Raw genomic sequence first — 24,115 nt, forward strand, 5'->3', positions numbered from 1 at the left:
TTTAGAGCTTGCGCAGCCGCAGCCTGTTGATGGAGTGATCGGCGTCCTTGCGCAGCACCAGGGTCGCTCGGGGCCGGGTGGGCAGGATGTTCTCGATCAGGTTGGGCCGGTTGATCGAACGCCAGATGTCGCGCGCGGCGGCCACCGCCTGCTGGTCATTCAGGGCCGCGTAGTGGTGGAAGTGCGAGTCGGGGTTGGCGAACGAGGTGGAGCGCATCGCCAGGAAGCGCGAGACATACCAGTGCTCGATGTCTTCCACTCGGGCGTCGACGTACAGCGAGAAGTCGAACAGGTCGGAGATCATCAGCGTCGGCCCGGTCTGCAGCACGTTGAGACCTTCGAGGATCAAGATGTCGGGGTGGCGGACCACCTGCTTGGCGCTGGGCACGATGTCGTAACTCATGTGTGAGTAGACCGGCGCGCATACGTAGTCGGCGCCGGACTTCACCGAAGTGACAAACCGCATCAGCGCGCGGCGGTTGTAGCTTTCCGGGAACCCTTTGCGGTGCATCAGGTTCCGGCGCTGCAACTCGTGATTGGGGTAGAGGAACCCGTCGGTGGTGACCAGGTCCACCCGCGGGTGGTGGTCCCAGCGGGCCAGCAGCGCCTGCAGCACACGGGCCGTCGTCGACTTACCGACTGCCACGCTGCCGGCCACACCGATGACAAAGGGCACCGGGCGATCGGGATTCTGGTCGTTTTCGGCACCCAGGAACTCCGCGGTGGCGGCGAAGAGCTGCTGGCGGGCGGCGACCTGCAGGTGCAGCAGACGCGCGAGCGGCAGATAGACCTCTTCGACCTCCAACAGGTCGACCTGCTCGCCGAGGCCGCGCAGTGCGACGACTTCTGCTTCGGTGAGCGGCATCGGCGTAGACATACGCAGTGTCCGCCATTGACGTCGGTCGAACTCCACGTAGGGAGTCGGCTCGCTAAGCCGCCGCATGACCATACAGTCTTGCAGTAGCCGCGGCGGTTAGCCTGATCGGGTATGGAGCCCGCCGAATTGATCCGTGAATACCTGTTGCTCGGTCTGCGCTTTGACCGCATCGAGCAGGGTTATGTCGACGCCTTCACCGGCGACCCCGAGCTGCAGCGGCTTGTCGCGAACGAGCCGATGCCCAACCCGTCCGACCTGGCCCGCCAGGCCGATAAGCTGGCCGCCGCGCTGCCCGGCGGTCTCGATCCGGCGCGTGCCGAGTACCTGCGGGTGCACCTGCGGGCGCTGGCGTGCGCCGGGCGCAAGTTCGCCGGGGAGCAGGTCGGTTTCGTCGAGGAGGCAAGCGCCTACTTTGACCTGCCGGTCATTGTCAAAGGCGACACCGACCGCTATCGCCAAGCCCACGCCCGGCTGGACGAAGCGCTGGGCGGCACGGGTCCGCTGGCCGAGCGGATGGCGGCGCACCGGCGGGCCGAGGAGATTCCGCCGGAGCGGTTGGAAGCGGCCATCCACGCGTTTTCCTCGGCACTGCGCGACCGGGTGCGGGTGGACTTCCCGCTGCCGGAGTCGGAAACCATCACCTACGAGGTGGTCACCGACAAGCCGTGGTCGGGATTCAACTACTACCGCGGCGACTACCAATCCACGGTGGCGGTCAATGCCGACCTCAAACAGCTGATGTCGAACCTGCCGCGGCTGGTGGCCCACGAGTCCTACCCGGGCCATCACACCGAGCACTGCCGCAAGGAGGCCGGGCTGGTCGAAAAGCTCGGCCAGGCCGAGCAGACCATCTTCCTGGTCAACACGCCGCAGTGCCTGATGGCCGAGGGCCTGGCCGACTTGGCGCTGTATGCCGCGGTCGGGCCGGGCTGGGGTGCCTGGGCCGCGGAGATCTACGCCGACCTGGGTCTGCAGTTCGACGGTGTGCGGGCCGAAGCGATCTCCGAGGCGGCCGCCGCGCTGGCCGAAGTTCGGCAGGATGCCGCGTTGATGCTGCACGACGAGCATCGCGACGCCGACGAGGTGGCCGACTACCTGCGCCGCTGGCTGTTGGTCACCGATGACCGGGCCCGCCAGTCGCTGCGGTTCCTGTCCTCGCCGCTGTGGCGGGCCTACACCTCGACCTACGTGGAGGGCTACCGGCTGCTGCGCGGCTGGCTGGACGCCGCGCCTCCCGGGGTGAGTCTCACCGAGCGGTTCCGCCGGCTGCTCGACGAACCGTTGACCCCATCGGCGTTGCGGGCCGACTGACGCCCCCGGACCGGACCGGGCCGGGCCGGTCGGGTGAGTGTGCGGTTTTACACACCGGACCTCGTGATTTGCGGATAAATCCGCACGGTGGGCGTCGGGGGAGCGTTCGCTGGCCTGCGGCAATCGAGCGAAGGTCCGCGTGCCAAACTGGAGGGCGTGACTGCCGCACCGAACACCCGCCCCGCATCCACCATGTCGACGCCGCTGGCCGAACTCGACCCGGACATCGCCGAGCTGCTCGGCAAGGAGCTGGGGCGTCAGCGCGACACGCTGGAGATGATCGCCTCGGAGAACTTCGTGCCGCGGGCGGTGCTGCAGGCGCACGGCAGTGTGCTGACCAACAAATACGCCGAGGGCCTGCCGGGGCGGCGCTACTACGGCGGGTGCGAGCACGTCGACGTGGTGGAGAACATCGCCCGCGACCGGGCCAAGGAACTGTTCGGCGCCGAGTTCGCCAACGTCCAGCCGCACTCGGGTGCGCAGGCCAACGCCGCGGTGCTGCAGGCGCTGATGGAGCCCGGCGACCGCCTCCTCGGCCTGGACCTGGCCAACGGGGGACACCTGACCCACGGCATGCGGCTGAACTTCTCCGGCAAGCTCTACGAGAACGCCTTCTACGGCGTCGACCCGGTCAGTCACCGCATCGACATGGACGTCGTCCGGGCGCAGGCGCTGGAGTTCAAACCGAAGGTGCTCATCGCCGGCTGGTCGGCCTACCCGCGCATCCTCGACTTTGAAGCCTTCGCCTCGATCGCCGACGAGGTCGGCGCGACGCTGTGGGTGGACATGGCACACTTCGCCGGCCTGGTGGCCGCCGGGCTGCACCCCTCGCCGGTGCCGCACGCCCACGTCGTCTCGTCGACGGTGCACAAGACCCTCGGCGGCCCGCGGTCCGGCCTGATCGTCGGCAAGAAGGAGTTCGCCAAGCAGATCAACTCGGCGGTCTTCCCGGGCCAGCAGGGCGGTCCGCTGATGCACGTCATCGCCGCCAAGGCCGTCGCGCTGAAGATCGCCGGCACGGCCGAGTTCGCCGAGCGGCAGCAGCGGGTGCTGTCCGGCGCGAAGATCCTCGCGGAGCGGCTGCTGGCGGCCGACGTGGCCAAGGCCGGTGTCTCGGTGGTCAGTGGCGGTACCGACGTGCACCTGGTGCTCGTCGACCTGCGGGATTCCCCCCTGGACGGCCAGATGGCCGAGGACCTGCTGCACGAGGTCGGCATCACCGTCAACCGCAACGCCGTCCCGAACGACCCGCGGCCGCCGATGGTCACCTCCGGGCTTCGGGTGGGCACCCCGGCGCTGGCTTCCCGTGGCTTCGGCGACGCCGAGTTCACCGAGGTCGCCGATGTCATCGCCACCGCGCTGGCGGCCGGTTCGGCCGCTGACGTGCCGGCGCTGCGGGCCCGGGTTGCCAAGCTGGCGCAGGACTTCCCGCTGTACGACGGCCTGGAGGACTGGAAGCTCGCCTAGACAGCGACTGACACGCCGTACCCCGAGTTGACAGGATAGTGTGAATTCGGGTTACAGTTACTTTCATGGCTGAACGTCCCGTTGCTAATGCACTGATCCGCGAGCTGGAGCCGGTGGTCGACGCGAACTTGGTCCGACACATCGACACGGTGGACCCGTGGTACGCGCACGACTTCGTGCCGTTCGAGCAGGGTCAGAACTTCGCGTTTCTGGGCGGCAAAGACTGGGACCCGTCGCAGGTCACCCTGCCCAAGCTGATCACCGACGCCTGCGAGATCCTGCTCGTCGAGAAGGACAGCCTGGCCGGCTACCACCGTGAGCTGGTCGAGCACTTCATCCTCGAGGACAAGTGGGGGCGCTGGATCGGCCGATGGACCGCCGAAGAGCACCTGCACGCCATCGCGCTGCGCGAGTACCTCATCGTGACGCGGGAGATCGACCCCGACGAGAACGAGCGGGTGCGCATGGAGCACGTGCAGAAGGGCTACCGCGCCGACCGTTACAGCCAGGTCGAAACGCTGGTGTTCATGGCCTTCTACGAGCGTGCCTGCGCCGAGTTCTGCCGCAATCTGGCCGACAAGACCGACGAGCCGGTGCTCAAGGGGCTGATCGGGCGGATCGCCGGCGACGAGGAGCGTCACGAGGAGTTCTTCGCGAACCTGGTCGCGCACTGCCTGGACTTCGTGCACGACGAGACGGTGGCCGCGATCGCAGCCCGGGCCGGCGAGCTCAAGGTCGTCGGCGCCGACATCGACGCCTACGCCGACCGGCAGGCCGCACTTGCCGAGGCCGGCATCTTCGGGCCCGACCAGTTGCGTCGGGTGATCTCCGACCGAATCAGCGCTTGGGGCTTGGCCGCCAACCCCGACCTGAAGCCGTTCGTCATCGGCTGAAAACTCCGGCGCGCCTGCGCAGCGCGCACGCGCCGACGGGGGTACCGTCGCAATCGATGGCTAGCCACACGCTTCGCTGTCTCATCGGCACCACCGGTCGTGATTACGACAGGACCGGCCCCGGTTCTGTGCCGTGCCCCCCGTCGAAATGTTCGCGCGGGGTCGCGCGTGCCCTCACCGCTGGAGCGCTTAGTGCCTGAAATCCGGACGTACGTGCTCGACACCTCCGTACTGCTGTCGGACCCGTGGGCTTGCACCCGGTTCGCCGAACACGAGGTTGTCGTCCCACTGGTGGTCATCAGCGAGTTGGAGGCCAAACGCCACCATCATGAGCTCGGCTGGTTCGCCCGCCAGGCGCTGCGCATCTTCGACGACATGCGACTAGAGCACGGACGGCTTGACCAGCCCATTCCCGTTGGGACACAGGGCGGTACGTTGCACGTCGAGCTCAACCACAGCGACCCGGCGGTGCTGCCGACCGGGTTCCGCACGGACAGCAACGACTCTCGGATCCTGACCTGTGCGGCCAACCTGGCAGCAGAGGGACGCCGAGTCACGTTGGTGAGCAAGGACATTCCGCTGCGGGTCAAGGCCTCCGCTCTTGGTCTGGCTGCCGACGAATATCACGCCCAGGATGTCATTGTCTCCGGCTGGACCGGGATGGACGAGGTTGAGGCGTCCGTCGAAGACGTCGACGCGCTGTTCGACGAGGGCGAGATCGACCTGGCCGTGGCTCGGGATCTACCGTGCCACACCGGGATCCGGCTTCTGGCCGGCAGCTCACACGCCTTGGGCCGGGTCAACGCGGCCAAGCGGGTGCAGCTGGTGCGCGGCGACCGGGAAGCGTTCGGCCTGCGTGGACGCTCCGCCGAGCAGCGGGTAGCGCTGGATCTGCTGCTCGACGAATCGGTGGGCATCGTCTCACTTGGCGGCAAGGCCGGCACCGGCAAGTCCGCGCTGGCACTGTGCGCCGGCCTGGAAGCGGTCTTGGAGCGGCGCACCCAGCGCAAGGTGGTGGTGTTCCGCCCGCTCTACGCCGTCGGCGGCCAAGAACTCGGCTATCTGCCGGGCAGCGAGAACGAGAAGATGGGGCCCTGGGCTCAGGCGGTGTTCGACACTCTCGAGGGGCTGGCCAGCCCGGCGGTGCTCGAAGAGGTGCTGTCGCGCGGCATGCTCGAAGTCCTGCCGCTGACCCATATCCGGGGCCGCTCGCTGCACGACTCGTTCGTGATCGTCGACGAAGCGCAATCGCTGGAGCGCAACGTGCTGCTGACCGTGCTGTCGCGCCTGGGCACCGGCTCGCGGGTGGTGCTCACCCACGACGTCGCGCAGCGTGACAACCTGCGGGTCGGCCGGCACGACGGCATCGCCGCGGTGATCGAGAAGCTCAAGGGCCACCCCCTGTTCGCGCACATCACCCTGCTGCGCAGCGAACGCTCGCCGATCGCCGCCCTGGTCACCGAGATGCTCGAGGAGATCAGCGGACCCGACCTGGGCTGAACCCCCGGTAGGCTGCCGGGGTGGCAAAACCCTGGCATGTCGGTGTTGTTGCGATGGCCGTTGCGGTGCTCGGCGCCTGCACCAGCCATGTCCATGAGGCGTCGGCCGAGCCGGTGGACTGCGCTGTGGACAAGTGTGTGGCGCTGACCTTCGACGACGGACCCTCGCCCTACACCGACCGGCTGTTGGGGATCTTGAACGACGCCGGCGCCCGTTCCACGTTCTTCCTGATCGGCAACAAAGTGGCGGCCGACCCTGCGGGCGCCAAGCGGATCGCCGACGCCGGCATGGAGATCGGCAGTCATACCTGGGAACACCCGAACATGACCACGATCCCGGCCGCGGACGTGCCCGCGCAGTTCTCCAAGGCCACCGACGCGATCCGGTCCGCCTCCGGCATCACGCCGACGCTGTGGCGCCCACCCGGCGGGCTCACCGACGCGGCGGTCAACGCGCGGGCCGCCGAGGCCGGACAGGCCGCGATCCTGTGGGATGTCATCCCGTTCGACTGGATCAACGACGCCGACACCAACGCCACCCGCTACATGCTGATGACCCAGATCAAGCCCGGGTCGGTGGTGTTGTTCCACGACACCTACTCGTCCACCGTGGATCTGGTCTACCAGTTCCTGCCGGTGCTCAAAGCCAATGGCTACCACGTGGTTACGGTCAGCCAGCTGCTCGGCTCGCGCGCACCGGGCAGCGTGTACGGCGGCCGGGAGAACGGCCCGCCCGTGAACGCGCTGCAGGACATCCCGCCCGCGGACATCCCCGGGCTGCCCGCGACGCCGTCGCCGCCGCCGATGCCGAACTTCCCGATCACCGACATTGCCGGGGCGAATTCCGGGGGGCCTAACAACGGCGCCTGACCGCAAAACGGCATTCTCGCAGCGCGGACCGTGTTTATGATCCGGTGCGGCCAACGAGGAGGCAGTTATGGCTGGAATCTCGGTATTTCGGTCGGATGATGCACGCGTCGCCTACCTCCAGCTTTACGACGCGGTGCTTGCGACAAGCGAGATCCCCGTTACGGAGGCTGACGTTGAGACATCCTTCGGGCGCACGCATGTGCTACGCGCGGGCGACCCATCGAAGCCTCCGCTTGTCGCACTCCACGGGTCGTCCATTAGCTCCACGATGTGGGTGCCAAATCTGCCGGTCCTAACGGCCAATCACAGCGTGACGATGATCGATGCCATCGATGAGGTGGGTAAGAGCATCCAGGCCAAGCCAACGTCCAAGATCACGGATCTGGTGGCGTGGCTCGATGAGACGTTATGTGCACTCGAAATTCAGAGATCCGCAGTGGTCGCCGCGTCGCGCGGTACGTGGATGGCAACTCACTATGCGACGGCATTTCCCGAACGGGTCGAGCGACTGGCGCTCGTCTGTCCGGTCGGGATTGTGTCCGGGATGAGTCCACGTTTTCTGATTCGTGGCCTGACAGCTATCGCTGTGTGGCCCACCGAACGGCGCGTCTGGTCGTTGCTTGACAGCCTGGTTCGCCCGGGCAACCGCGGATTACTGCGCCAGAATCCTTGGCGGCCGATTTATCAGCAGTTCGTCGGTGGGACAAAACATTTCAAGATGTCCCTCGGGAACGCTGAACCCAGGCCATGGCCGCTGACCAGCGATTGTGACCTGCGACGAGTGGCGGCCGCCCAGATTCCGGTTCTGGCGATCATCGGTAGAGAAGAATCTGCTCAAAATGGGCCAAAGACCGCGATTCGCTTCCGGCGGGAATTGCCTGAAGCGCGGATCGAGCTCGTCAACGACGCGGGCCATGGAATCCTCCAAGACCAACCCGAGATCGTGGATGGGTTACTCGCTGAGTTCCTTCAGGAACCAGCTGGGGTACCTTGACACCTTGACACAAAAAACTATTCTTTGTGTCAAACGAGCCGAGGAGGCCTGAGATGACGGCAGTGATCAATCGCGTCACCAGCATCGACCCTGCCGCTCGAGTTCGCCCCGAGGTGATGGCCCAGTTCCGTCGGCACTCCGGCAGCGTGTTGTCGGGCCTGTTCGGCGCCGCGGCGTTCGACGAGGTGGCGTTGGTACCGGTGGCCGCCGCGGTGGACAAGACCGGGCGTTTCGAACGCAACTTCACCGACCGCGCCATCCGCAGCGGATTCTCTGCGCTGCTTGCCATCTGGGGAGACGCCGAGGACCGCGCCGCCGAAGGCGAACGCCTACAGCGGATGCACCGCGACGTGCACGGCCGCGGCAAAGGGGACTTCGCCGATGTGCGCTACAGCGCGCTGAATCCGCGCCTGTGGAACTGGATTGCCGTCAGCGGCATGTTCGTGACCCTCAATTCGTTCACCCCGGTCACCGGCATCAAATGGAACGACGCCGAGCGGGAGGCGGCCTACCAGCAACTGGTCGAGGCATTCCGCGCGCTCGAGCTGCCCGGCAAGGCCGGCAAGTTCCCCGCGACCTACGCTGACGCTGCCGAATACTACGACCAGATGGTGCAGACCGACCTGGCGGCTAACCCGTTCTTGGATCGGGTCACCGCGGGCCTGGGCAAGCTGCCGCTGCCGTCGGCACTGCCCGCCCCGGTACGGGCCGCGGCTGCTCCGCTGTGGTCGGTCGTCAGTGCGGGGGCCGGCCGCGTGGTGAAGATCTGTTCGTTCGGGATCATGCATCCCGGGGTCCGGGAGCTGACCGGCTTCCGGTGGCAGCCGCACCACGACGTCGAATTCAACTTCTACACCCAGCTGCTGCAGATGGCATGGCGGGTTTTGCCTGATCGGGTGGTGCTCGTGCCGCTGGCCTACAACCGGTTGCAGTACGAGAAGCTGGTGAAGATGCACCGCTCGGTCGCGTTGGAATCCTTTGCGCCACCCGGCTGCCCGGTGGGATGACACACTGGTGCCGATGACATCGCGACGCAGTACCGCGAGCCCAGCCGAGCAAGAGGCGGCCATCCTCAAAGCGGCCGCCGAGGAAGTCGGCCTGGTCGGTGTGGGCCGCGCCAGCCTCGATGTCATCGCCCGTCAGGCGGGGGTGAGCCGCAGTACCTTGTACCGGCGTTTCCCGACTCGCGACGCACTGATCACCGAGCTCGGTCGCCGGGCCTTCGACAACGCGATGCTTCAGCTGCGCACCGTTGCGGTGGACTCCGGGCCGAAAAACGCGGCGGTTGCGGCGTTTCGCGCCGGGCTGCGGCTACTGACCACCGATCCGGTCGTGCGAAAGCTGCTCCGGCTTGATGCCGGTGTACCGATGATGGCCGGGATGTACCAGGAGGCCGAAGCATTCCTGGACAGCGCGTCGAGCGCGATGGCCAAGGCGCTGCGCGCCGCCGGCGCCACCATGCCCGACGCGGACTTGGTGGCCGCCGCCGAATTGCATGTGCGCCTGGCTGCATCGATCGCCCAGGTGTCGACGTCGGTGCTCGACCCGGCCGACGACCAGGCGGTCAGCGCTTACGCGAATAAGTATCTGGCGCCACTGGTCTGGTAGCCGCTGGGGCGGAACCGAGCCGCAGAACAACGGCTGCCGAGGCCAGCGAGAATGCCCCGACCACCCATAGCGCGGCCTTGCCGTCGCCGGTCAGATCGGTCAGCCAACCCGTGACGTAGGGACCACCGAAACCGCTGATGTTGCCGAGCGAGTTGATCAAGGCGATGCCACCGGCTGCCGCGGTTCCGGTGAGAAACGTCGAGGGCAGCGCCCAGAAGACCGGCATGGCACACATGATCGAGCACGTCGTCAACGTGATCGCGACCATCGCCAGATAGGGGTTGGACATATACAGCGCCGCCGGAATACACACCCCGCCGATGATCGCCGGGATCGCCACATGCCAGACGTGTTCGCTCGTCCGGTCGGCGTGGCGCGCCCAGGGCACCATCACGACCGCGGCGATGGCGTAGGGAATGGCGGTCACCAGACCGCGCGCGATCACGCTCAGGTGGCTGCCGTACTGCTGCTGAAACCCCGCGATGATGGTCGGCAGGAAAAATCCAACGGCGTACAGCCCGTAGACGATCCCGAAATAGATGAACGCCAGGGCCAGGATCCTGGGGTGGCTGAGCGCCTTGCGCAGCGGCCAGTGCTGACCGGCCTCGGCCGCGGCACGCTCGTCGGCCAAGGTGGATTCCAGCCAGTGCCGCTCGTCGGCGTCCAGCCAGTCGGCTTGAGCCGGGCGATCGGTCAGGTAGAGCCAGCAGACGAACGCCAACGCAATGGCCGGCAGTCCTTCGACGAGGAACATGAACCGCCACCCGGCCAGGCCGAGAACGCCGTGGCCCCAATCGATGACGAGCGCAGACAGGGTGGATCCGATGGCCGTCGACACCGGCACCGACACCATGAACAGCGACACCGCCCGGGATCGGTGCTTCTCCGGGAACCAGAACGTGAGGTAGAGGATGATGCCCGGAAAGAAGCCGGCTTCGGCCACCCCCAGCAGGAACCGCAGCGCGACGAGCGTCGCTGCGTTGGGCACGAAAGCGATTGCGGTGCTGACGATCCCCCAGGTCAACATGATGCGGGCCAGCCAGCGTCGACCGCCGAACCGGTGCAGCGCGATGTTGCTGGGTATCTCCAGCAACAGGTAGCCGAAGAAGAAGATCCCCGACGCGAACCCGAACGTGGTGGCGGTCAGGCCGAGTTCGGCGTTCATGCCGTTGGGCCCGGCGAAGCCGATATTGACCCGGTCCAGGTAGTTGACGAAGAACAGCAGCGCCAGGAACGGGATGAGCCGACGAGAGACTTTCGCCAGCGTCGCCCGGCCCAGCGCAGCCGCGGCGGGGTCAGGGTTCATCCGCGGCCTAGGCGGATTAGTCCTTCACCTTGGCCATGGCCAGCACGTCGAGGCGCTTGTCCAGCTCGGCCTCCGACAGGTTGTCGCCGATCAGGCCGCGGTCGATCACGGTCTGACGAATGGTCTTGCGCTCCTTGAGGGCCTGCTTGGCCACCGCGGCGGCCTCCTCGTAGCCGATCGCGGAGTTCAGCGGCGTCACGATCGACGGGCTGGACTCGGCCAGCTCGCGCAGGTGCTCCTCATTGGCGACGAGCCCGACGATGCAGCGCTCGGCGAACAGGCGCGAGACGTTGGACAGCAGCGTGAAGGACTCCAACATGTTGCGGGCCATCATCGGGATGTAGACGTTGAGCTCGAAGGCGCCGTTGCCGCCGCCCCAGGCGATCGCCGCGTCGTTGCCGATGACCTGCGCGGCCACCTGGGTGACCGCTTCGGGCAGAACGGGGTTCACCTTGCCCGGCATGATCGAGCTGCCCGGCTGCAGGTCCGGCAGCTGAATTTCGGCCAGGCCGGTCAGCGGCCCCGACCCCATCCAGCGGATGTCGTTGGCGATCTTGGTCAGCGACACCGCGATGGTGCGCAGCGCACCGGATGCCTCGACCAGGCCGTCGCGCGCCGCCTGGGCCTCGAACGAGTTGGCGGCGGTACGCAGCTCGGTGATCCCGGTCTCGGCGACCAGCACCTCGACCACCTTGGCGCCGAAACCGTCCGGGGCGTTCAGCCCGGTGCCGACGGCGGTGCCGCCGATGGCCAGCTCACCCAGGCGGGGCAGGGTGGCCTGCACACGCTCGATGCCGGCGGCGATCTGGCGGGCATAGCCGGAGAATTCCTGACCCAGGGTGACCGGGACGGCGTCCATCAGGTGGGTGCGGCCGGACTTCACCACGGTGCGCCACTCGACGGCCTTGGCGGCCAGCGCGTCGTGCAGCACCTGCAGCGACGGAATCAGGTGGCGCACTGCGGCTTCGGTGGCCGCGATGTGGGTGGCGGTCGGGAAGGTGTCGTTGGACGACTGCGACATGTTCACGTCGTCGTTGGGGTGCACCGTGACGCCATTGGCGGCGGCGATCGAGGCGATCACCTCATTGGTGTTCATGTTCGAGCTGGTGCCCGAGCCGGTCTGGAACACGTCGATGGGGAACTGGTCGTCGTGCTTACCGTCGGCGATCTCGGCGGCGGCGGCCTTGATGGCGGCGGCCTTCTCCGGGGCCAGCAGACCCAGGTCGGCGTTCACCTGCGCACACGCGCTCTTGAGCAGGCCGAGCGCCCGGATCTGGGTGCGCTCCAGGCCGCGCCCGGAGATCGGGAAGTTCTCCACCGCGCGCTGGGTCTGCGCGCGCCACAACGCGGTCACCGGCACCCGGACCTCGCCCATGGTGTCGTGTTCGATGCGGTATTCGATCTCGCTCATAGCTTTTCCGGTCCTCGCTTGACGGTTAGGGCAGGGGGTAGGCGGCGTGGGAGTCGCCGGTGAAGTCGACGGCCGAGTACTCGTTGAGCTTCGACAGCCGGTGGTAGGCCTCGATCATCCGGACGGTGCCGGACTTGGAGCGCATCACGATCGACTGGGTGGTGCAGCCGCCGGGGTAGTAGCGCACACCCTTGAGCAGGTCGCCGTCGGTGACGCCGGTGGCGCAGAAGAAGACGTTCTCGCCGGAGACCAGGTCCTCGGTGGTCAGCACCGCGTCCAGGTCGTAGCCGGCGTCGAGGGCCTTCTGTCGCTCGGCGTCATCGGTGGGCGCCAGCTGGGCCTGGATCGCTCCGCCCATACAGCGGATCGCGGCGGCGGCGATGATGCCCTCGGGGGTGCCGCCGATCCCGGCGAGCATGTCGGTGCCCGAGTTGGGCCGGCACGCCGAGATGGCGCCGGCCACGTCGCCGTCGGTGATCAGCCGGATGCGGGCGCCGGTGGCCCGTGCGTCGGCGATGAGCTGGGCGTGCCGGGGCCGGTCCAGGATGCAGACCGTCATGTCCCGGGCAGACAGGCCCTTGACCTTGGCGACCGCGGCGATGTTGTCCGCGATCGGCTTGGTGATGTCGAGTACGTCGGCAGCCTCCGGGCCGACGGCGATCTTGTTCATGTAGAACACCGCCGACGGGTCGAACATCGCGCCGCGCTCGGCCACCGCCAGCACGGAGATGGCGTTGGGCATGCCCTTGCTCATCAAGGTGGTGCCGTCCACCGGGTCGACGGCGAAGTCGCAGTCGGGGCCGTCGCCGTTGCCCACTTCTTCGCCGTTGTAGAGCATCGGCGCGTGGTCTTTCTCGCCCTCGCCGATCACCACCACGCCACGCATGGACACCGAGTTCACCAGTTCGCGCATCGCGTCGACGGCCGCGCCGTCGCCGCCTTCCTTGTCGCCGCGGCCCACCCAGCGGCCGGATGCCATGGCACCGGCCTCGGTCACCCGCACCAGCTCCAAGGCCAGGTTGCGGTCTGGGGCTTCGCGTCGCGTGGGTCCCGTCATGCCAGTCACGGCTGTTGATTCTCCCAGAACCAGATCAGCACCAGCGAGCTGGGATACTGGCGTCCGTGACCACAGAGCCCCAACCGGCACCCAAGCCTGCCAAACCACGCATATTGCAGGACTGGCGCGACATGTTCTGGTCGCTGGTGCCGCTGGTCTTGGCCTGCGTCGCGCTGGCTGGTCTGGCCGGGACGTGCGCGTTTCGGCCGGGTGGCATCACCGCCGGGCCGGTACCGTCCTACGACGCCGCTGCCGCGCTGAAGGCCGATGCGCAGACCCTGGGGTTCCCGGTCCGCCTGCCGCAGCTGCCGGAGGGCTGGCAGCCCAACTCCGGCACCCGCGGCAGCATCACCGACGGGCGCAGCGACACTAAAGGCCAGCGGTTGCGGGCGGTCACCTCGCGGGTGGGCTACGTCAGCCCGACCGGGATGTATGTCAGCTTGACCCAGAGCAACGCCGACGAGGTCCCGCTGGTCGCCTCCATCAGCCCCGGACTACACCCGACCGGGACCGAGGACGTCGACGGCACCCGCTGGGTGGTGTACCAGGGCGACGGCGATCCGGTGTGGACCACCCGATTGGCCGGAAAGGCCGGGGCGGCCCAGCTGGCGATCTCCGGTGCGGGCGGCCCCGAGCTGTTCCGGACCATGGCGGCGGGCGTGCAATCGCAGCCGCCGCTGCCGGCGACGCGGTAGGGGACTACTGCGTCACCAGCTTGAAGACGCGGCCTCGCCCCTCGTAGCCATTGCTGATGCGAACCTGACCAAGGTCGGCAACGTAAACGCTGCCGGTTGCATCGACCGAGATATTCGATGGGTTCTGGAGGCCGGTGAACGGTAACTCGATCTGTCTCGCGGAGCCGGCGGGCAGTTTGACTACCTTGTTGGCGCTCGTGTCGGTGACATAGATGTTGCCCTCCTTGTCGACGGCGACGCCTTCGGGGCGCTGGAGGCCGGTAAAGGGCACCACGGTCTCGGCGTATGAGCTGGCCGCTAGCTTCACAACTTGGCCGGAGAACTGACACATGTACAGGTTGCCTGCTGGGTCTGTTGCCAACGACGGCAGAACAAACCGTCCGCTGATCGGCAGCCTGACCGGAGAGTCCGACCCGGGCGCGAGTTTCCAGATGTTGTTGTCCCCGTAATTCACCTGGTCGTTGACGTAGACGGTGCCGTCCGCGTCCACGGCCACACCGACCGGGCCGGCGAGCTCGGGGAAGGGCAGATCGATCGTCGAACTCGACCCGGCGGGGAGTTTCCGCACCCGTTTACTCATGACGTCGGTGACGTAGACGGCCCCAGTGCTGTCCACCGCGATGTCGGACGCGTTCTTCAGGTCTGAGATCGGCAGTTCGGTCGGCGTGGTGGACCCGGCCGCCAGTTTCATCACGGTGATGGTGTTCCACGGGCTTCCGACGGCGTAGACGTTGCCGTCCCCGTCCGCCGTCACGCCGAGCAGTGTGAGGAAGTCGAACTGCAGTTGGGTTTGTCCCGGGGGGCCCTTCTGGTGCGAGTCGGATTGCTGGGTTCCGTTGCGCTCCTGGGCTTTCGGTTGTGCTGTCGGGTGGGGTAGGGCCTTGATGCCCAGGACGGCGAGGACGACGCCGATGAGCGCCAGTGCGGTCGTGAGCACGGCGCGGCGGCTGGGGCGTCGGCGTTCTGATGTTTTTAATGGCGATAGTGGTGTGGATGTTGTTGTGGGCCGATAAGTTTGGGTTTCGTTCTGATGTGGGTTGAGCTGTGGTGATGAGAGTGCGTAGTGCGCCGCCGTGGCCAGTGCGCCGGCAGTGGGGTAGCGATTGCTGGGGTCCTTGGCCATCCCGATGGCGACAACCTCATCGAATGCGGGCGGCACGCCGGGTCCGTGGGTGCTGGGTTGCGGGACAGGCGCATTGAGGTGGGCGCCCATCAGTGCGGGTAGGTCCGCGGCCTGGTAGGGCTGCGTGCCAGTCAGGCATTCGTAAAGCACGCACGCCAGCGCATAGATGTCGGCGCGGTGGTCCGGAGTGGCGAGATGGGTGAAGCGTTCGGGGGCGAGGTAGGCCATGGTGCCGATGGTGGTGCCGGTGTTGGTGAGTTTGGTGTCGGTGGCGGCGTTGGCCAGGCCGAAGTCGGCGAGGTAGGCGAAGTCGTCGCCGGTGAGCAGGATGTTCGCGGGTTTGATGTCGCGGTGCACCAGGCCGGCGGCGTGGGCTGCGTCGAGTGCTGAGGCGATCTGGCGGACGATCCACACAGCCCGATCGGGGTTTAGAGGGCCGGTGTGGGCGAGCAGTTTTTGCAGGTCGGTGCCCTCGACGAGGCGCATGTCGATGTAGAGCTGGCCGTCGATTTCGCCGTAGGAATGAATAGGTATGACGTGAGGTTCGTTGAGGCGTCCGGCGGTGCTGGCTTCGCGGAAGAGGCGTTGGCGAAAGATCGGGTCGGCGGAGTACTCGGCGGTCATGAGTTTGAGCGCGACCATGCGGTCTTTCTCGGTGTCGCGAGCCGCATAGACCTCGCCGAAACCGCCGCGACCCAACAGGTGGGTCAGCTGGTATGGCCCGAAGTGTGTACCGACGCGCGAATCGACCGACCCCACGGACGGATCATAAGGCCGTGGTTGCGACCAGGAATGCGCATCAGCGTGGGAAAACGCGCGGCGACGCGCTAACTGTCGGTCAACAGCTCCTCGCTGGTCTCATCACTGGAGAACGCCGCCAGATAGACGTCGATGGTGGTGACGATGATGATCATCAGCACCGGACCGATCACGATGCCCCAGAAGCCGAACATGGCGATCCCGGCGAAAACGGCGAGCAGCATCAGCGCGGAATTGAGTCGGGCGTCGCGCGGCACCAGCACCGGGCGCAGGAAGTTGTCGATGTTGGTCACCACGATCAGGTGGAAGAAGAACACGAACAATCCGCCGATGACGTTGCCGAACAGCGCCATGCCGATGCCGAACGGCATGGTCACGATGCCCCCACCGAGGGGAATGACCGAGAGCGCGGTCAGCACGATCGCGAAGATGAAGAACGCCTGGTGGAATCCGCCGATGTAGATGGAGGCGGCTCCGGCGACTCCCTGGCAGAACGCGATGACGAACTGGCCGCCGACGGTGCCGCGCACCATCGAGCCCATCTTGGCCAGGTATAGATCGGTCACCTCGGCGCCGAGTGGGTTGAGCCGCCGGATCAGGGTGTGCAGTTCTTCGCGGTGGGTCAGCAGCGCCAGGAACACGTACAAGAAGATGATCGCCGAGGTGACCGCGCCGACCACCCCGCCGACGGCACCCTGCAACACGTGCAGCAGCAGCTCGCCGCCCTTCTGCGCCACGTTGACCATCGCGCCGCGCAGCGATTCCATGGTCAGCTCGACGTGCACGAACGGCACCTTGGTCAGCGCGCTGTTGATGAACTTCAGCACCTTGTCGCCCAGGGCGTTGGGGTCAGTGGCCTGCACCCATTCGGCGACCTCACCGACGGTGCGGGAGATCTGTACGACGGCCAGAAAGCCCGACAACCCGACCGGGACGATGACGGCGACCAGGGCCGCCAGCAGGGTCCCGGTGGCTGCCAGCCCGGTAGACACTTTGCGGTTGAGCAGCCGGAACAACGGGTTGAACAGGTAGGCGCCGACTGCGGCCACCACGATCAGCACGAAGTAGGTGCGCAGGAAATAGGCGCCGAACATCAGCGCGATCACGGTGAAAACCGCCAGCGCCCGTCGTTGGGTGGGAGTGAATTCGTGGTTCATGGGCGTGGGTCACTCCACTTGTCGGCGATGGCCTGCCACGGGTCGGCGAACCGCTTGCCGGTGCGGTAGTAGGGGGAGCGGGTCCGCAGTATGGTGCGGGCCAGGGGAGCGACAGCGCGCAGCAGGTAGCGCTGTGCGCCGGCTTGGGCCGCCGTCTCGGCCAGCATTTCCGGCCAGGAGTGGTGCTGAAAGCCCAGTGCCTCTTGGGCGCGGCTCGTGTCCATCCAGTCGGTGTTGAACCAGTCCTCGTCGCGGTCGGGGTTGCCCGGCAGACCGGCGGGCAGGCCATTGACCAGCCCCATGGCGCCGGCCATCGCCGGCGCGACGTCGCCCTGGGCCTGGCGGTGCGAGTCGTCGCCGGCGATCAGCAGGGCTTCCCCGATGACGGGCGCGGTGGTGGCGGCGACGAATGCGGAGGCGACGTCGCGCACATCGACGGTCTGCAGCCTGCCGTCGGTGGGGAGCAGCTGCTCGAAGTACAGGTTGTCGAGTTTCATGTAGGAGCCCGGGTCGACGGTGAGCACCCCGCCCAACCGCAGGATGACCCAGTCCAATGGCGAGGCGCGCACCAGTTGTTCGGCCTGCAGTTTGTGGTCGCCGTAGACGTCGGCGGGATTGGTGGGGGTGTCGGCGGTCAGCACGCCCGAGACGGTGTGTGGGTTGCGTGACCCGTACACCGCGATGCTGGAGGCCTGCACGAATCTGGGCGGTTTAGCGAGGCTCGACGGAGGAGAGCCGATGCTGGAACCGCCGGATGAACCCCGCGGTTCGGTTTGGGCGGCGGCGGCCGCCAACAGGTGCCCGGTTGCCTCGACGTTGACGCGGCGCGCCAGGTCACGACGCATGTAGATGAACGGTGGGATCACTGCGGCCAGGTGGATGATCGCGGCTGGCCGGACAGCGCCGACCAGAGCGTTGACGGCCACCGGATCGGTCAGATCGGCGTAGCGCACCTGCACCGATGCCGGCAGTGCGGCGACCGCCTTGCGGTTGGCCGGGATGTCGAGGTCGGTCGCGACCACGGTACGGCCCTCGGCGGCCAATTGCCGCACCACCGCCGAACCGACCAGCCCGAACGCGCCAGTGACGAGCACTGTGTCCATGAGACCCCTCTATTGGAAAGTGTTCTCGCGATTTTGCAATACGTAGCTGGTCAGGATGGATAAGTCTATTCTTTTCCGGTCGGATGAAATTCCGGATCGGCGGCGTAGCGATGAGCGCGACAATCACGTGCCGGACGTGCGGCAGGCAACCGCTGGGGGATGCGCGCGTCGGCGGTGGTGCGGCGGCGCTGACATGACCGCCTGCGCCGCGTGTGCCACCGAGTTACTGCAGAACGCCAAGTTCTGTTTCGAATGTGGCGCTCCAGTCGCGGCGCCTGCGCCCGCCGAATACAAGCAAGTCACGGTGCTGTTCGCCGACGTGGTCCATTCGATGGACATCGCCGCCGCGGTGGGAGCGGAGCGGTTGCGCGAGATCATGACCGAGCTGTTCGACCGGTGCGCGGCGGTGGTGCGGCGGTACGACGGGCGGGTGGAGAAGTTCATCGGCGATGCCGTGATGGCGGTGTTCGGTGCGCCGGTGGCGTTGGAGGACCATGCTTTTCGGGCTTGTCTGGCGGCGTTGGAGATCCAGCGCGTAAACGCCGCGACCGGCGATGGTGGGCTGCAACTACGAGTCGGCCTGAACTCGGGTGAGGTGGTTGCCGGTGAGATCGGTTCGGGGCCGGGCAGCTATACCGCGATCGGTGAGCAGGTCGGTCTGGCGCAGCGGATGGAATCGGTTGCGCCAGTGGGTGGGGTCCTGCTCAGCGATTCGACAGCACGCCTGGTCGCGGGCTGGGTGGTACTGGCCGATTCGGAGTGGGTGCAGATCAAGGGTGCGGCGGAGCCGGTACGGGCGCATCGGTTGTTGGGGGTGTCGCCCGAGCATCGGCATACCGCTCGACAGGATCCAACGTTGGTCGGTCGCGGCTGGGAGATGGGTGCACTGACCGGCATCCTGGAGCAGGCGATCAGCGGTACTGGTTGCGTGATCGGTGTTGTGGGGCCACCCGGCATCGGTAAGAGCCGTATTGCCCGCGAGGTCAGCGGCATCGCGCAGGGCCGGGGTGTGGAGGTGTTCGCCGCCTACTGCGAGTCGCACGCCGCTGAGGTCCCGTTCCACGCGGTGACCGCACTGCTTGTCACCGCGCTCGGGATCAGCGGGCTCGGTGACGAAGCGGCACGCGCGCGAATCAGGAGTCGCGCGCCGGACGCCGATCCGCACGACCTGCTCCTGCTCGACGATCTTCTCGGCATTCGAGGCGACAGCGTTGAGCTGGCCGCGATCGATCCCGATGCCCGGCGCCGCCGGCTGACGCGGCTGGTCAATAACGTCTCGCTAGCCCGGCAGGAGCCGGTCGTCTACGTCATCGAGGACGTGCACTGGATCGATAAGGTCAGCGAATTGCTGCTGGCGGACTTTCTCGCCGTGATCCCGCAGACTGCATCGCTGGTGGTGATCACCTACCGACCTGAGTACCACGGTGTACTGACCCGGATACCGAACTCTCAGACCATCACGCTGGCACCGTTGAATGCCTCCCAATCCGCAACGCTGGTAACCGAACTGCTGGGCTCGCACCCGTCGGTGTCGACGTTGTGCCGGCGGGTCGTCGAGCGGGCGGCCGGAAACCCGTTCTTCGCCGAGGAGATCGTGCGAAATCTGGCCGAGCGCGGCGTGCTCAGCGGGTCTCGCGGTGGCTATGTCTGCGAGGTCGATGATGCCGACATCGCGGTGCCGGCGACATTGCAAGCTGCCATCGCCGCCCGTATCGATCGGCTCGAACCGGCCGCCAAACAGACGCTGAACGCCGCCGCGGTGATCGGACTGCGTTTCGACGCAGAGCAATTGGCGGTGCTCGACGGCGGTGCGCAGCTGGATGGGTTGATCAGCGCCGAACTCGTGGAGCAGGTGCGATTCACCAGTCATGCGGAGTACGCGTTCCGTCATCCGCTGGTTCGGATCGTCGCCTACGAATCACAACTCAAGGCGCAGCGTGCGAACCTGCACCGGCGCTTGGCCACCGCAATCGAACAACGCCATGCCGATGCGATCGACGAGAATGCGGCGCTGATCGCCGAGCACCTCGAGGCCGCCGGCGACTTGCCCGCGGCGTACGGCTGGCGCATGCGGGCCGGGGCCTGGGCGCAGCACCGCGACATCCGGGCCGCGCGGGTCAGTTGGGAGCGCGCCCGCGCGATTGCTGACCGGTTGCCGACCGACTACCCGGGGCGGGAGTCGCAGCGGATCACCCCGCGCACCTTGCTGTGCGCGAGCACCAGCTGGGTCAGTGGCAGCGTCGCCGATGCGGGCTTTGGCGAGCTACACGAGCTGTGCACCGCAGTCGACGACAAACTGTCGCTGGCGGTGGGCATGGCCGGTCTGATGACGGTACTGATTTTCCATAGCCGGTACGTCGAGGCGTCACGCGTCGCATCGGATTGCAGCCGCCTGCTGGAGTTGATCGGCGACCCGTCCATGACGGTGGCACTGGCCATCGCGCCATGCAACATCAAGGTGCAGGCCGGCGAGGCGGTCGAAGGTCTGCGCTTGGCGCAGCGCGTCATCGACCTGGCCGACGGCGACCTGGACAAGGGCAATCTGCTGATCGGCTCACCGCTGGCGATCGCGATCATGTTCCGTGGCTCCTGCCGATACGGACTTGGGCTGCCAGGCTGGAAAGAAGACCTCGAGCAGGCGCTAACGATGGCCCGCGGCGTCGACGCCAGGACCTACGTCACGGCCGTGTTGGGCAAGTACGGATTTGCCGTCCACGCCCGGGTGTTGTTGCCCGACGCGGCAGCCGATCGAGATACCGCTCGGGCGCTGGAGATGGCCGAGCAGTCCGGCGACGACTACACGGTGGATACCGCACGGTTGGCTCGCGGCCTTGTCCTGCTCACCCTGGGCGGTTCCCAGCGGCAAGCCGGCTTGGCGCTGCTCACCCAGTACCGGGACGCCTATCTGCGGCACGGCTACGCGCAACGAGCGGTGCGCTTTTTTGATGCCGAGCTTGCGCGGGAGAAGGCCCGCATCGGCGAGGTCGACGATGCTGTCGAGCTGGCCCGCACCGCCGTCGACTACCTGTACGAGACCGGCGACATGATCAGCCGCGGCGAGGCGACGAGAGTGCTGGTGGAAGCACTGCTGCAGCGCGGCAACAACGGTGACCCCGGGGAGGCGAAGGTCGCCATCGACCGATTGGCGGCGGTGCCTACCGACGCCGGCTATGCGCTGTTCGATGTCCCGCTACTCCGGATGCGGGCATTGCTTGCACGCGCGGACGGCGACCAGGACGGCTTCCGTGATCTCTCCGACCAGTACCTCAAGAGGGCCACCGAGATTGGCTACGAAGGTCACATCGCGTTGGCAGAGGCGATGAGGTGAGGCGGGGATCGTGCGTTTGTCGTGGCCTCTGACCGCCCGTCCAGCGGAGATGCGGACAATCGAGACGGCCATCGTGGCCTCCGATGTCGCCGGAATCGTCGTCCATGGTGCCTCGGGTGTGGGGAAAAGCCGGATCGCACGTGAGGTACTGTCGGCCGCCGAGTTGCGGGGAAGTGAAACGCGTTGGGCAGTAGGCACATCTGCGGCCCGCGCAATTCCACTGGGCGCCTTCGCGGCGTGGACGCCACCGGGTGTCACCGACACGGTTCAGTTGTTGCGGGGGGTGATCGATTCGCTGGTCGCCGCCCCTACCGACGCGACGGTTGTGGTGGGCGTCGATGACGCGCATCTGCTGGACGACCTTTCTGCTTTCGTTGCGCAGCAGATCGTGCAGCGGGGCATGGCAAAGGTGATTCTCACCGTCCGCGAAGGCGAGCCGATTCCCGCTGCGGTGCACGAGATTTGGACGACCGGCCGATTCGAGCGGCTCGACCTGCAGCCGTTGTCGATCGAGGAGACCACCATGCTGCTATCGGCGGCGCTGGCGGGACCGGTGGATCCTGACGCGGTTCAGCGGCTCTGGAAGCTGACTCACGGCAACGTGTTGTACCTGCGACATATCGTCGAGCAGGAGGTTGCCGACGGCCGGATCGTGCAACAGCGCGGTTACTGGCGGTGGATTGGGGATCCGATCATGCCGCTCAGCCTGGTCGAGCTCATCGAATCTCGTTTCGGAACCTTGCCGGGGCCGATCAGCGATGTGATCGACACCTTGGCTGTTGGGGAGCCAATCGATTTGGCCGTCCTGACCCGGATCACCGATCCTGCCGCGGTCGAGGAGGCCGACACCCGTGGCCTGATCACGCTGGAGCCCATCGTCGGCGGTGTTCAGGTACGGGTTGCGCATCCGCTCTACGGTGAAGTGCGCCGCACCCGCGCGCCGGCCACCCGGCTACGGCGGTTACGCGGGGTGGTGGCCGGCGAACTCGCCGTAGCCGATGATCGAGACGACATCCAGGTGGTGGTGCGGCGCGCCACGCTGAGTCTTGACTCCGACCTCGCCCCCGACGCCGAATTGCTGGTCAGGGCGGCACGCGGCGCCGTCTGGCTGGCGGACTTGGCCCTCGCCGAACGACTTGCCGGAGCGGCGATCCGTGCCGGTGGCGACCCGGAGGCGAGTTTCGTTCGTGCACACGCGCTGTCGTGGCTAGGCCGTGGCCGGGAGGCTGACGGTGTGCTCGCCGCGATCGCCGTCAGCGACCTGGCCGCCGGCGAGCGGGCCAGGCTGGCGTTTCTGCGGGCCAGCAACATGCTCTGGGCGCTCGGTGAGCCCGCGCAGGCGAAGGACATCATCGACGAGGCGGCGCGCACCGTACCGCAGCAGGCGCGCAGTTATATCGATGCCTTCCTCACGGTGTACTGGTTTGCCGTGGACCGCCCGGATGCGGCTAGGCAGGCCGCCGAAGTGCTCGACATGCAGGAGTTGCCCGCCGTTGTCGGCGCTGAGATTGCCTGGGTGCTTGCCGCCATCGCCGCGGACGCGGGCCGAACGGCCGAGGCCGTAGCCACTGCCGAGGCCGGGTACAGCGTCGCCGCCCGTTCCCTTGACGCTCCGCAGATGAGTTTCAACATCGCCGATGCACACATCGGCGCCTTGCTGATGGCGGGAAGGGTGGGCGATGCCGTCGAGGCGGCCGAGCGGGTCAGCGAGCAGGCCGCCCAGCTACCGGGGGCTGCGCAATCACTCGGCGCCGCCGTGGCGGGCCTGGCGGCCCTGGGCGCCGGCCGCCTCGACGCCGCGTGCCGACTGCTGGAGCAGGCGGAAGCAGGATTGTCCGCCAGCCACGCCATCGGTTGGGGATATCGCTATCGCGTGCCGGGCATCACCGCATTGGCTATGCGTGGTGCAACGGACGAGGCTGCCGCTGCCCTCGCCACGCTCGACAAGCTGCCACGCCCGTTCCGCTTGCTCGATTGTGACCGGAGCCTGGCCCGGGCTTGGGTGGTCGCCGGCCAGGGCGCAGTCAGGGAGGCGATCGCCGTCGTAAGGTCCGCGGCCGAGGCAGCCGCGGCTAAAGGGCAATTCGCAGCGGAGGTGATCTGTCTGCAGACCGCCGCCCAGTTCGGGGATCGCACCGGTGCGGCCCGGCTGCGCGAACTGGAAGCTGTCGTCGAGGGGCCGCGGGTAGGTCTGGCCGCCCGGTTCGCCGCTGCGCTACGCGACGGAGACGCCGCGGAAATGGCCGTGGTGTCGGTGGACTTCGAGCGTATCGGGGATCTGGTTGCCGCGGTCGATGCTGCCGCCCAGGCCGCGATCGGGTATCGCCGTCAGGACCTGCGGGGAACAGCGTTGGTCTGCGCGACCCGCGCCGCCGCCCTGGCCGAACAATGCGGTGGCGCCAGCACCCCGGCGCTGCGCCAGGCCGCACAGCCTTTGCCGCTCACCGATCGCGAACAAGAGATCGTGATGTTGATCGGCGCGGGCTTGTCCAATCGGGAGATTGCTGAGCGACTGACCCTCTCCGTTCGCACTGTCGAAAGCCACATCTACCGGGCCATGTTGAAGACGGACACCAACGGCCGTGACGAACTCGCAGCGCTGCGACCCCGCCGCCGGTAGATCCGAAGACTGCAGTAGTGCACCACTGAACTACACC

18 protein-coding genes are annotated in these 24,115 nt (G+C 67.0%); 11 read left to right on the plus strand and 7 right to left on the minus strand.

Annotated features, from left to right (window positions below):
- Nucleotide 1: 1 nt before the first annotated feature.
- Nucleotides 2-943 carry a type I pantothenate kinase gene (gene coaA / locus ACKY0X_RS05400; RefSeq protein WP_406758707.1) on the minus strand — a complete coding sequence of 314 codons (942 nt, stop codon included), beginning with the start codon at nucleotides 941-943 and terminating at the stop codon, nucleotides 2-4.
- Nucleotides 944-988: 45 nt separating this feature from the next.
- On the opposite strand from coaA, the gene ACKY0X_RS05405 reads away from it, so the two are divergent.
- The 8 genes from ACKY0X_RS05405 (at nucleotide 989) to ACKY0X_RS05440 (ending at nucleotide 9,519) form a co-directional block, all read left to right on the plus strand.
- Nucleotides 989-2,188 (plus strand): DUF885 domain-containing protein, encoded by a 1,200-nt coding sequence (locus tag ACKY0X_RS05405; protein ID WP_409428606.1) that lies wholly within the window; start codon nucleotides 989-991, stop codon nucleotides 2,186-2,188.
- 192 nt (nucleotides 2,189-2,380) lie between these two features.
- Nucleotides 2,381-3,655 (plus strand): serine hydroxymethyltransferase, encoded by a 1,275-nt coding sequence (gene glyA, locus ACKY0X_RS05410; protein WP_409429518.1) that lies wholly within the window; start codon nucleotides 2,381-2,383, stop codon nucleotides 3,653-3,655.
- Between the two features lie 65 nt (nucleotides 3,656-3,720).
- Nucleotides 3,721-4,548 (plus strand): acyl-ACP desaturase, encoded by an 828-nt coding sequence (locus ACKY0X_RS05415; RefSeq protein WP_409428607.1) that lies wholly within the window; start codon nucleotides 3,721-3,723, stop codon nucleotides 4,546-4,548.
- A 192-nt stretch (nucleotides 4,549-4,740) separates the two neighbouring features.
- Complete coding sequence (locus tag ACKY0X_RS05420; RefSeq protein WP_064891007.1) at nucleotides 4,741-6,048, plus strand: PhoH family protein; 1,308 nt, start codon at nucleotides 4,741-4,743, stop codon at nucleotides 6,046-6,048.
- A gap of 53 nt (nucleotides 6,049-6,101) precedes the next feature.
- Nucleotides 6,102-6,917: a polysaccharide deacetylase family protein gene (locus tag ACKY0X_RS05425; RefSeq protein WP_409429519.1), complete on the plus strand. Its 816-nt coding sequence runs from the start codon at nucleotides 6,102-6,104 to the stop codon at nucleotides 6,915-6,917.
- 67 nt (nucleotides 6,918-6,984) lie between these two features.
- Nucleotides 6,985-7,911, plus strand: coding sequence for an alpha/beta fold hydrolase (locus ACKY0X_RS05430; RefSeq protein WP_409428608.1), 927 nt, complete (start codon nucleotides 6,985-6,987; stop codon nucleotides 7,909-7,911).
- 53 nt (nucleotides 7,912-7,964) lie between these two features.
- Nucleotides 7,965-8,918 (plus strand): oxygenase MpaB family protein, encoded by a 954-nt coding sequence (locus ACKY0X_RS05435; RefSeq protein ID WP_409428609.1) that lies wholly within the window; start codon nucleotides 7,965-7,967, stop codon nucleotides 8,916-8,918.
- A gap of 13 nt (nucleotides 8,919-8,931) precedes the next feature.
- Nucleotides 8,932-9,519 (plus strand): TetR/AcrR family transcriptional regulator, encoded by a 588-nt coding sequence (locus ACKY0X_RS05440; RefSeq protein ID WP_065039336.1) that lies wholly within the window; start codon nucleotides 8,932-8,934, stop codon nucleotides 9,517-9,519.
- Here ACKY0X_RS05440 and ACKY0X_RS05445 read toward each other — a convergent pair.
- Genes ACKY0X_RS05445 through glpX form a run of 3 tightly spaced genes read right to left on the minus strand, consistent with a single transcriptional unit; the run spans nucleotide 9,476 to nucleotide 13,293 of the window.
- Nucleotides 9,476-10,825 (minus strand): MFS transporter, encoded by a 1,350-nt coding sequence (locus tag ACKY0X_RS05445; protein WP_409428610.1) that lies wholly within the window; start codon nucleotides 10,823-10,825, stop codon nucleotides 9,476-9,478. The genes ACKY0X_RS05440 and ACKY0X_RS05445 overlap by 44 nt on opposite strands.
- 16 nt (nucleotides 10,826-10,841) lie before the next feature.
- The gene (locus ACKY0X_RS05450) at nucleotides 10,842-12,236 is read right to left on the minus strand and encodes a class II fumarate hydratase (RefSeq protein WP_065039338.1); all 1,395 of its coding nucleotides are present in this window, start codon (nucleotides 12,234-12,236) and stop codon (nucleotides 10,842-10,844) included.
- Nucleotides 12,237-12,261: 25 nt separating this feature from the next.
- Entirely contained in the window at nucleotides 12,262-13,293 is a 1,032-nt protein-coding gene (glpX, locus tag ACKY0X_RS05455; protein ID WP_207543121.1) for a class II fructose-bisphosphatase, read from the minus strand.
- Nucleotides 13,294-13,358: 65 nt separating this feature from the next.
- Between glpX and ACKY0X_RS05460 the strand changes: the two genes are divergently transcribed.
- Entirely contained in the window at nucleotides 13,359-13,988 is a 630-nt protein-coding gene (locus tag ACKY0X_RS05460; protein WP_409428611.1) for a DUF4245 domain-containing protein, read from the plus strand.
- Between the two features lie 4 nt (nucleotides 13,989-13,992).
- On the opposite strand, the gene ACKY0X_RS05465 is transcribed toward ACKY0X_RS05460, so the two are convergent.
- The 3 genes from ACKY0X_RS05465 to ACKY0X_RS05475 form a co-directional block, all read right to left on the minus strand.
- The gene (locus tag ACKY0X_RS05465) at nucleotides 13,993-15,870 is read right to left on the minus strand and encodes a serine/threonine-protein kinase (RefSeq protein WP_409428612.1); all 1,878 of its coding nucleotides are present in this window, start codon (nucleotides 15,868-15,870) and stop codon (nucleotides 13,993-13,995) included.
- 68 nt (nucleotides 15,871-15,938) lie between these two features.
- Nucleotides 15,939-17,027, minus strand: coding sequence for an AI-2E family transporter (locus ACKY0X_RS05470; protein WP_409428613.1), 1,089 nt, complete (start codon nucleotides 17,025-17,027; stop codon nucleotides 15,939-15,941).
- Nucleotides 17,024-18,130 carry an NAD-dependent epimerase/dehydratase family protein gene (locus ACKY0X_RS05475; protein ID WP_409428614.1) on the minus strand — a complete coding sequence of 369 codons (1,107 nt, stop codon included), beginning with the start codon at nucleotides 18,128-18,130 and terminating at the stop codon, nucleotides 17,024-17,026. The genes ACKY0X_RS05470 and ACKY0X_RS05475 overlap by 4 nt, the downstream gene beginning before the upstream one ends.
- A 193-nt stretch (nucleotides 18,131-18,323) precedes the next feature.
- Here ACKY0X_RS05475 and ACKY0X_RS05480 point away from each other — a divergent pair, with 193 nt between their 5' ends.
- A complete protein-coding gene (locus ACKY0X_RS05480; protein ID WP_409428615.1) occupies nucleotides 18,324-21,458 on the plus strand; it encodes an ATP-binding protein in 3,135 nt (1,044 codons plus the stop codon).
- 49 nt (nucleotides 21,459-21,507) lie between these two features.
- Complete coding sequence (locus ACKY0X_RS05485; RefSeq protein ID WP_409428616.1) at nucleotides 21,508-24,078, plus strand: LuxR C-terminal-related transcriptional regulator; 2,571 nt, start codon at nucleotides 21,508-21,510, stop codon at nucleotides 24,076-24,078.
- Nucleotides 24,079-24,115 lie beyond the last annotated feature (37 nt).

The sequence above is a fragment of the Mycobacterium sp. SMC-11 genome, from assembly GCF_046250095.1.
Taxonomy (GTDB): domain Bacteria; phylum Actinomycetota; class Actinomycetes; order Mycobacteriales; family Mycobacteriaceae; genus Mycobacterium; species Mycobacterium heraklionense_A.

Bases quoted from the DNA above. Each gene is read 5' to 3' on its own strand.
- coaA (WP_406758707.1), bottom strand. From the start codon at position 943: ATGCGGCGGCTTAGCGAGCCGACTCCCTACGTGGAGTTCGACCGACGT.
- ACKY0X_RS05405 (WP_409428606.1), top strand. From the start codon at position 989: ATGGAGCCCGCCGAATTGATCCGTGAATACCTGTTGCTCGGTCTGCGC.
- glyA (WP_409429518.1), top strand. From the start codon at position 2,381: ATGTCGACGCCGCTGGCCGAACTCGACCCGGACATCGCCGAGCTGCTC.
- ACKY0X_RS05415 (WP_409428607.1), top strand. From the start codon at position 3,721: ATGGCTGAACGTCCCGTTGCTAATGCACTGATCCGCGAGCTGGAGCCG.
- ACKY0X_RS05425 (WP_409429519.1), top strand. From the start codon at position 6,102: ATGGCCGTTGCGGTGCTCGGCGCCTGCACCAGCCATGTCCATGAGGCG.
- ACKY0X_RS05430 (WP_409428608.1), top strand. From the start codon at position 6,985: ATGGCTGGAATCTCGGTATTTCGGTCGGATGATGCACGCGTCGCCTAC.
- ACKY0X_RS05435 (WP_409428609.1), top strand. From the start codon at position 7,965: ATGACGGCAGTGATCAATCGCGTCACCAGCATCGACCCTGCCGCTCGA.
- ACKY0X_RS05440 (WP_065039336.1), top strand. From the start codon at position 8,932: ATGACATCGCGACGCAGTACCGCGAGCCCAGCCGAGCAAGAGGCGGCC.
- ACKY0X_RS05445 (WP_409428610.1), bottom strand. From the start codon at position 10,825: ATGAACCCTGACCCCGCCGCGGCTGCGCTGGGCCGGGCGACGCTGGCG.
- ACKY0X_RS05450 (WP_065039338.1), bottom strand. From the start codon at position 12,236: ATGAGCGAGATCGAATACCGCATCGAACACGACACCATGGGCGAGGTC.
- glpX (WP_207543121.1), bottom strand. From the start codon at position 13,293: ATGACGGGACCCACGCGACGCGAAGCCCCAGACCGCAACCTGGCCTTG.
- ACKY0X_RS05470 (WP_409428613.1), bottom strand. From the start codon at position 17,027: ATGAACCACGAATTCACTCCCACCCAACGACGGGCGCTGGCGGTTTTC.
- ACKY0X_RS05475 (WP_409428614.1), bottom strand. From the start codon at position 18,130: ATGGACACAGTGCTCGTCACTGGCGCGTTCGGGCTGGTCGGTTCGGCG.
- ACKY0X_RS05480 (WP_409428615.1), top strand. From the start codon at position 18,324: ATGACCGCCTGCGCCGCGTGTGCCACCGAGTTACTGCAGAACGCCAAG.
- ACKY0X_RS05485 (WP_409428616.1), top strand. From the start codon at position 21,508: ATGCGGACAATCGAGACGGCCATCGTGGCCTCCGATGTCGCCGGAATC.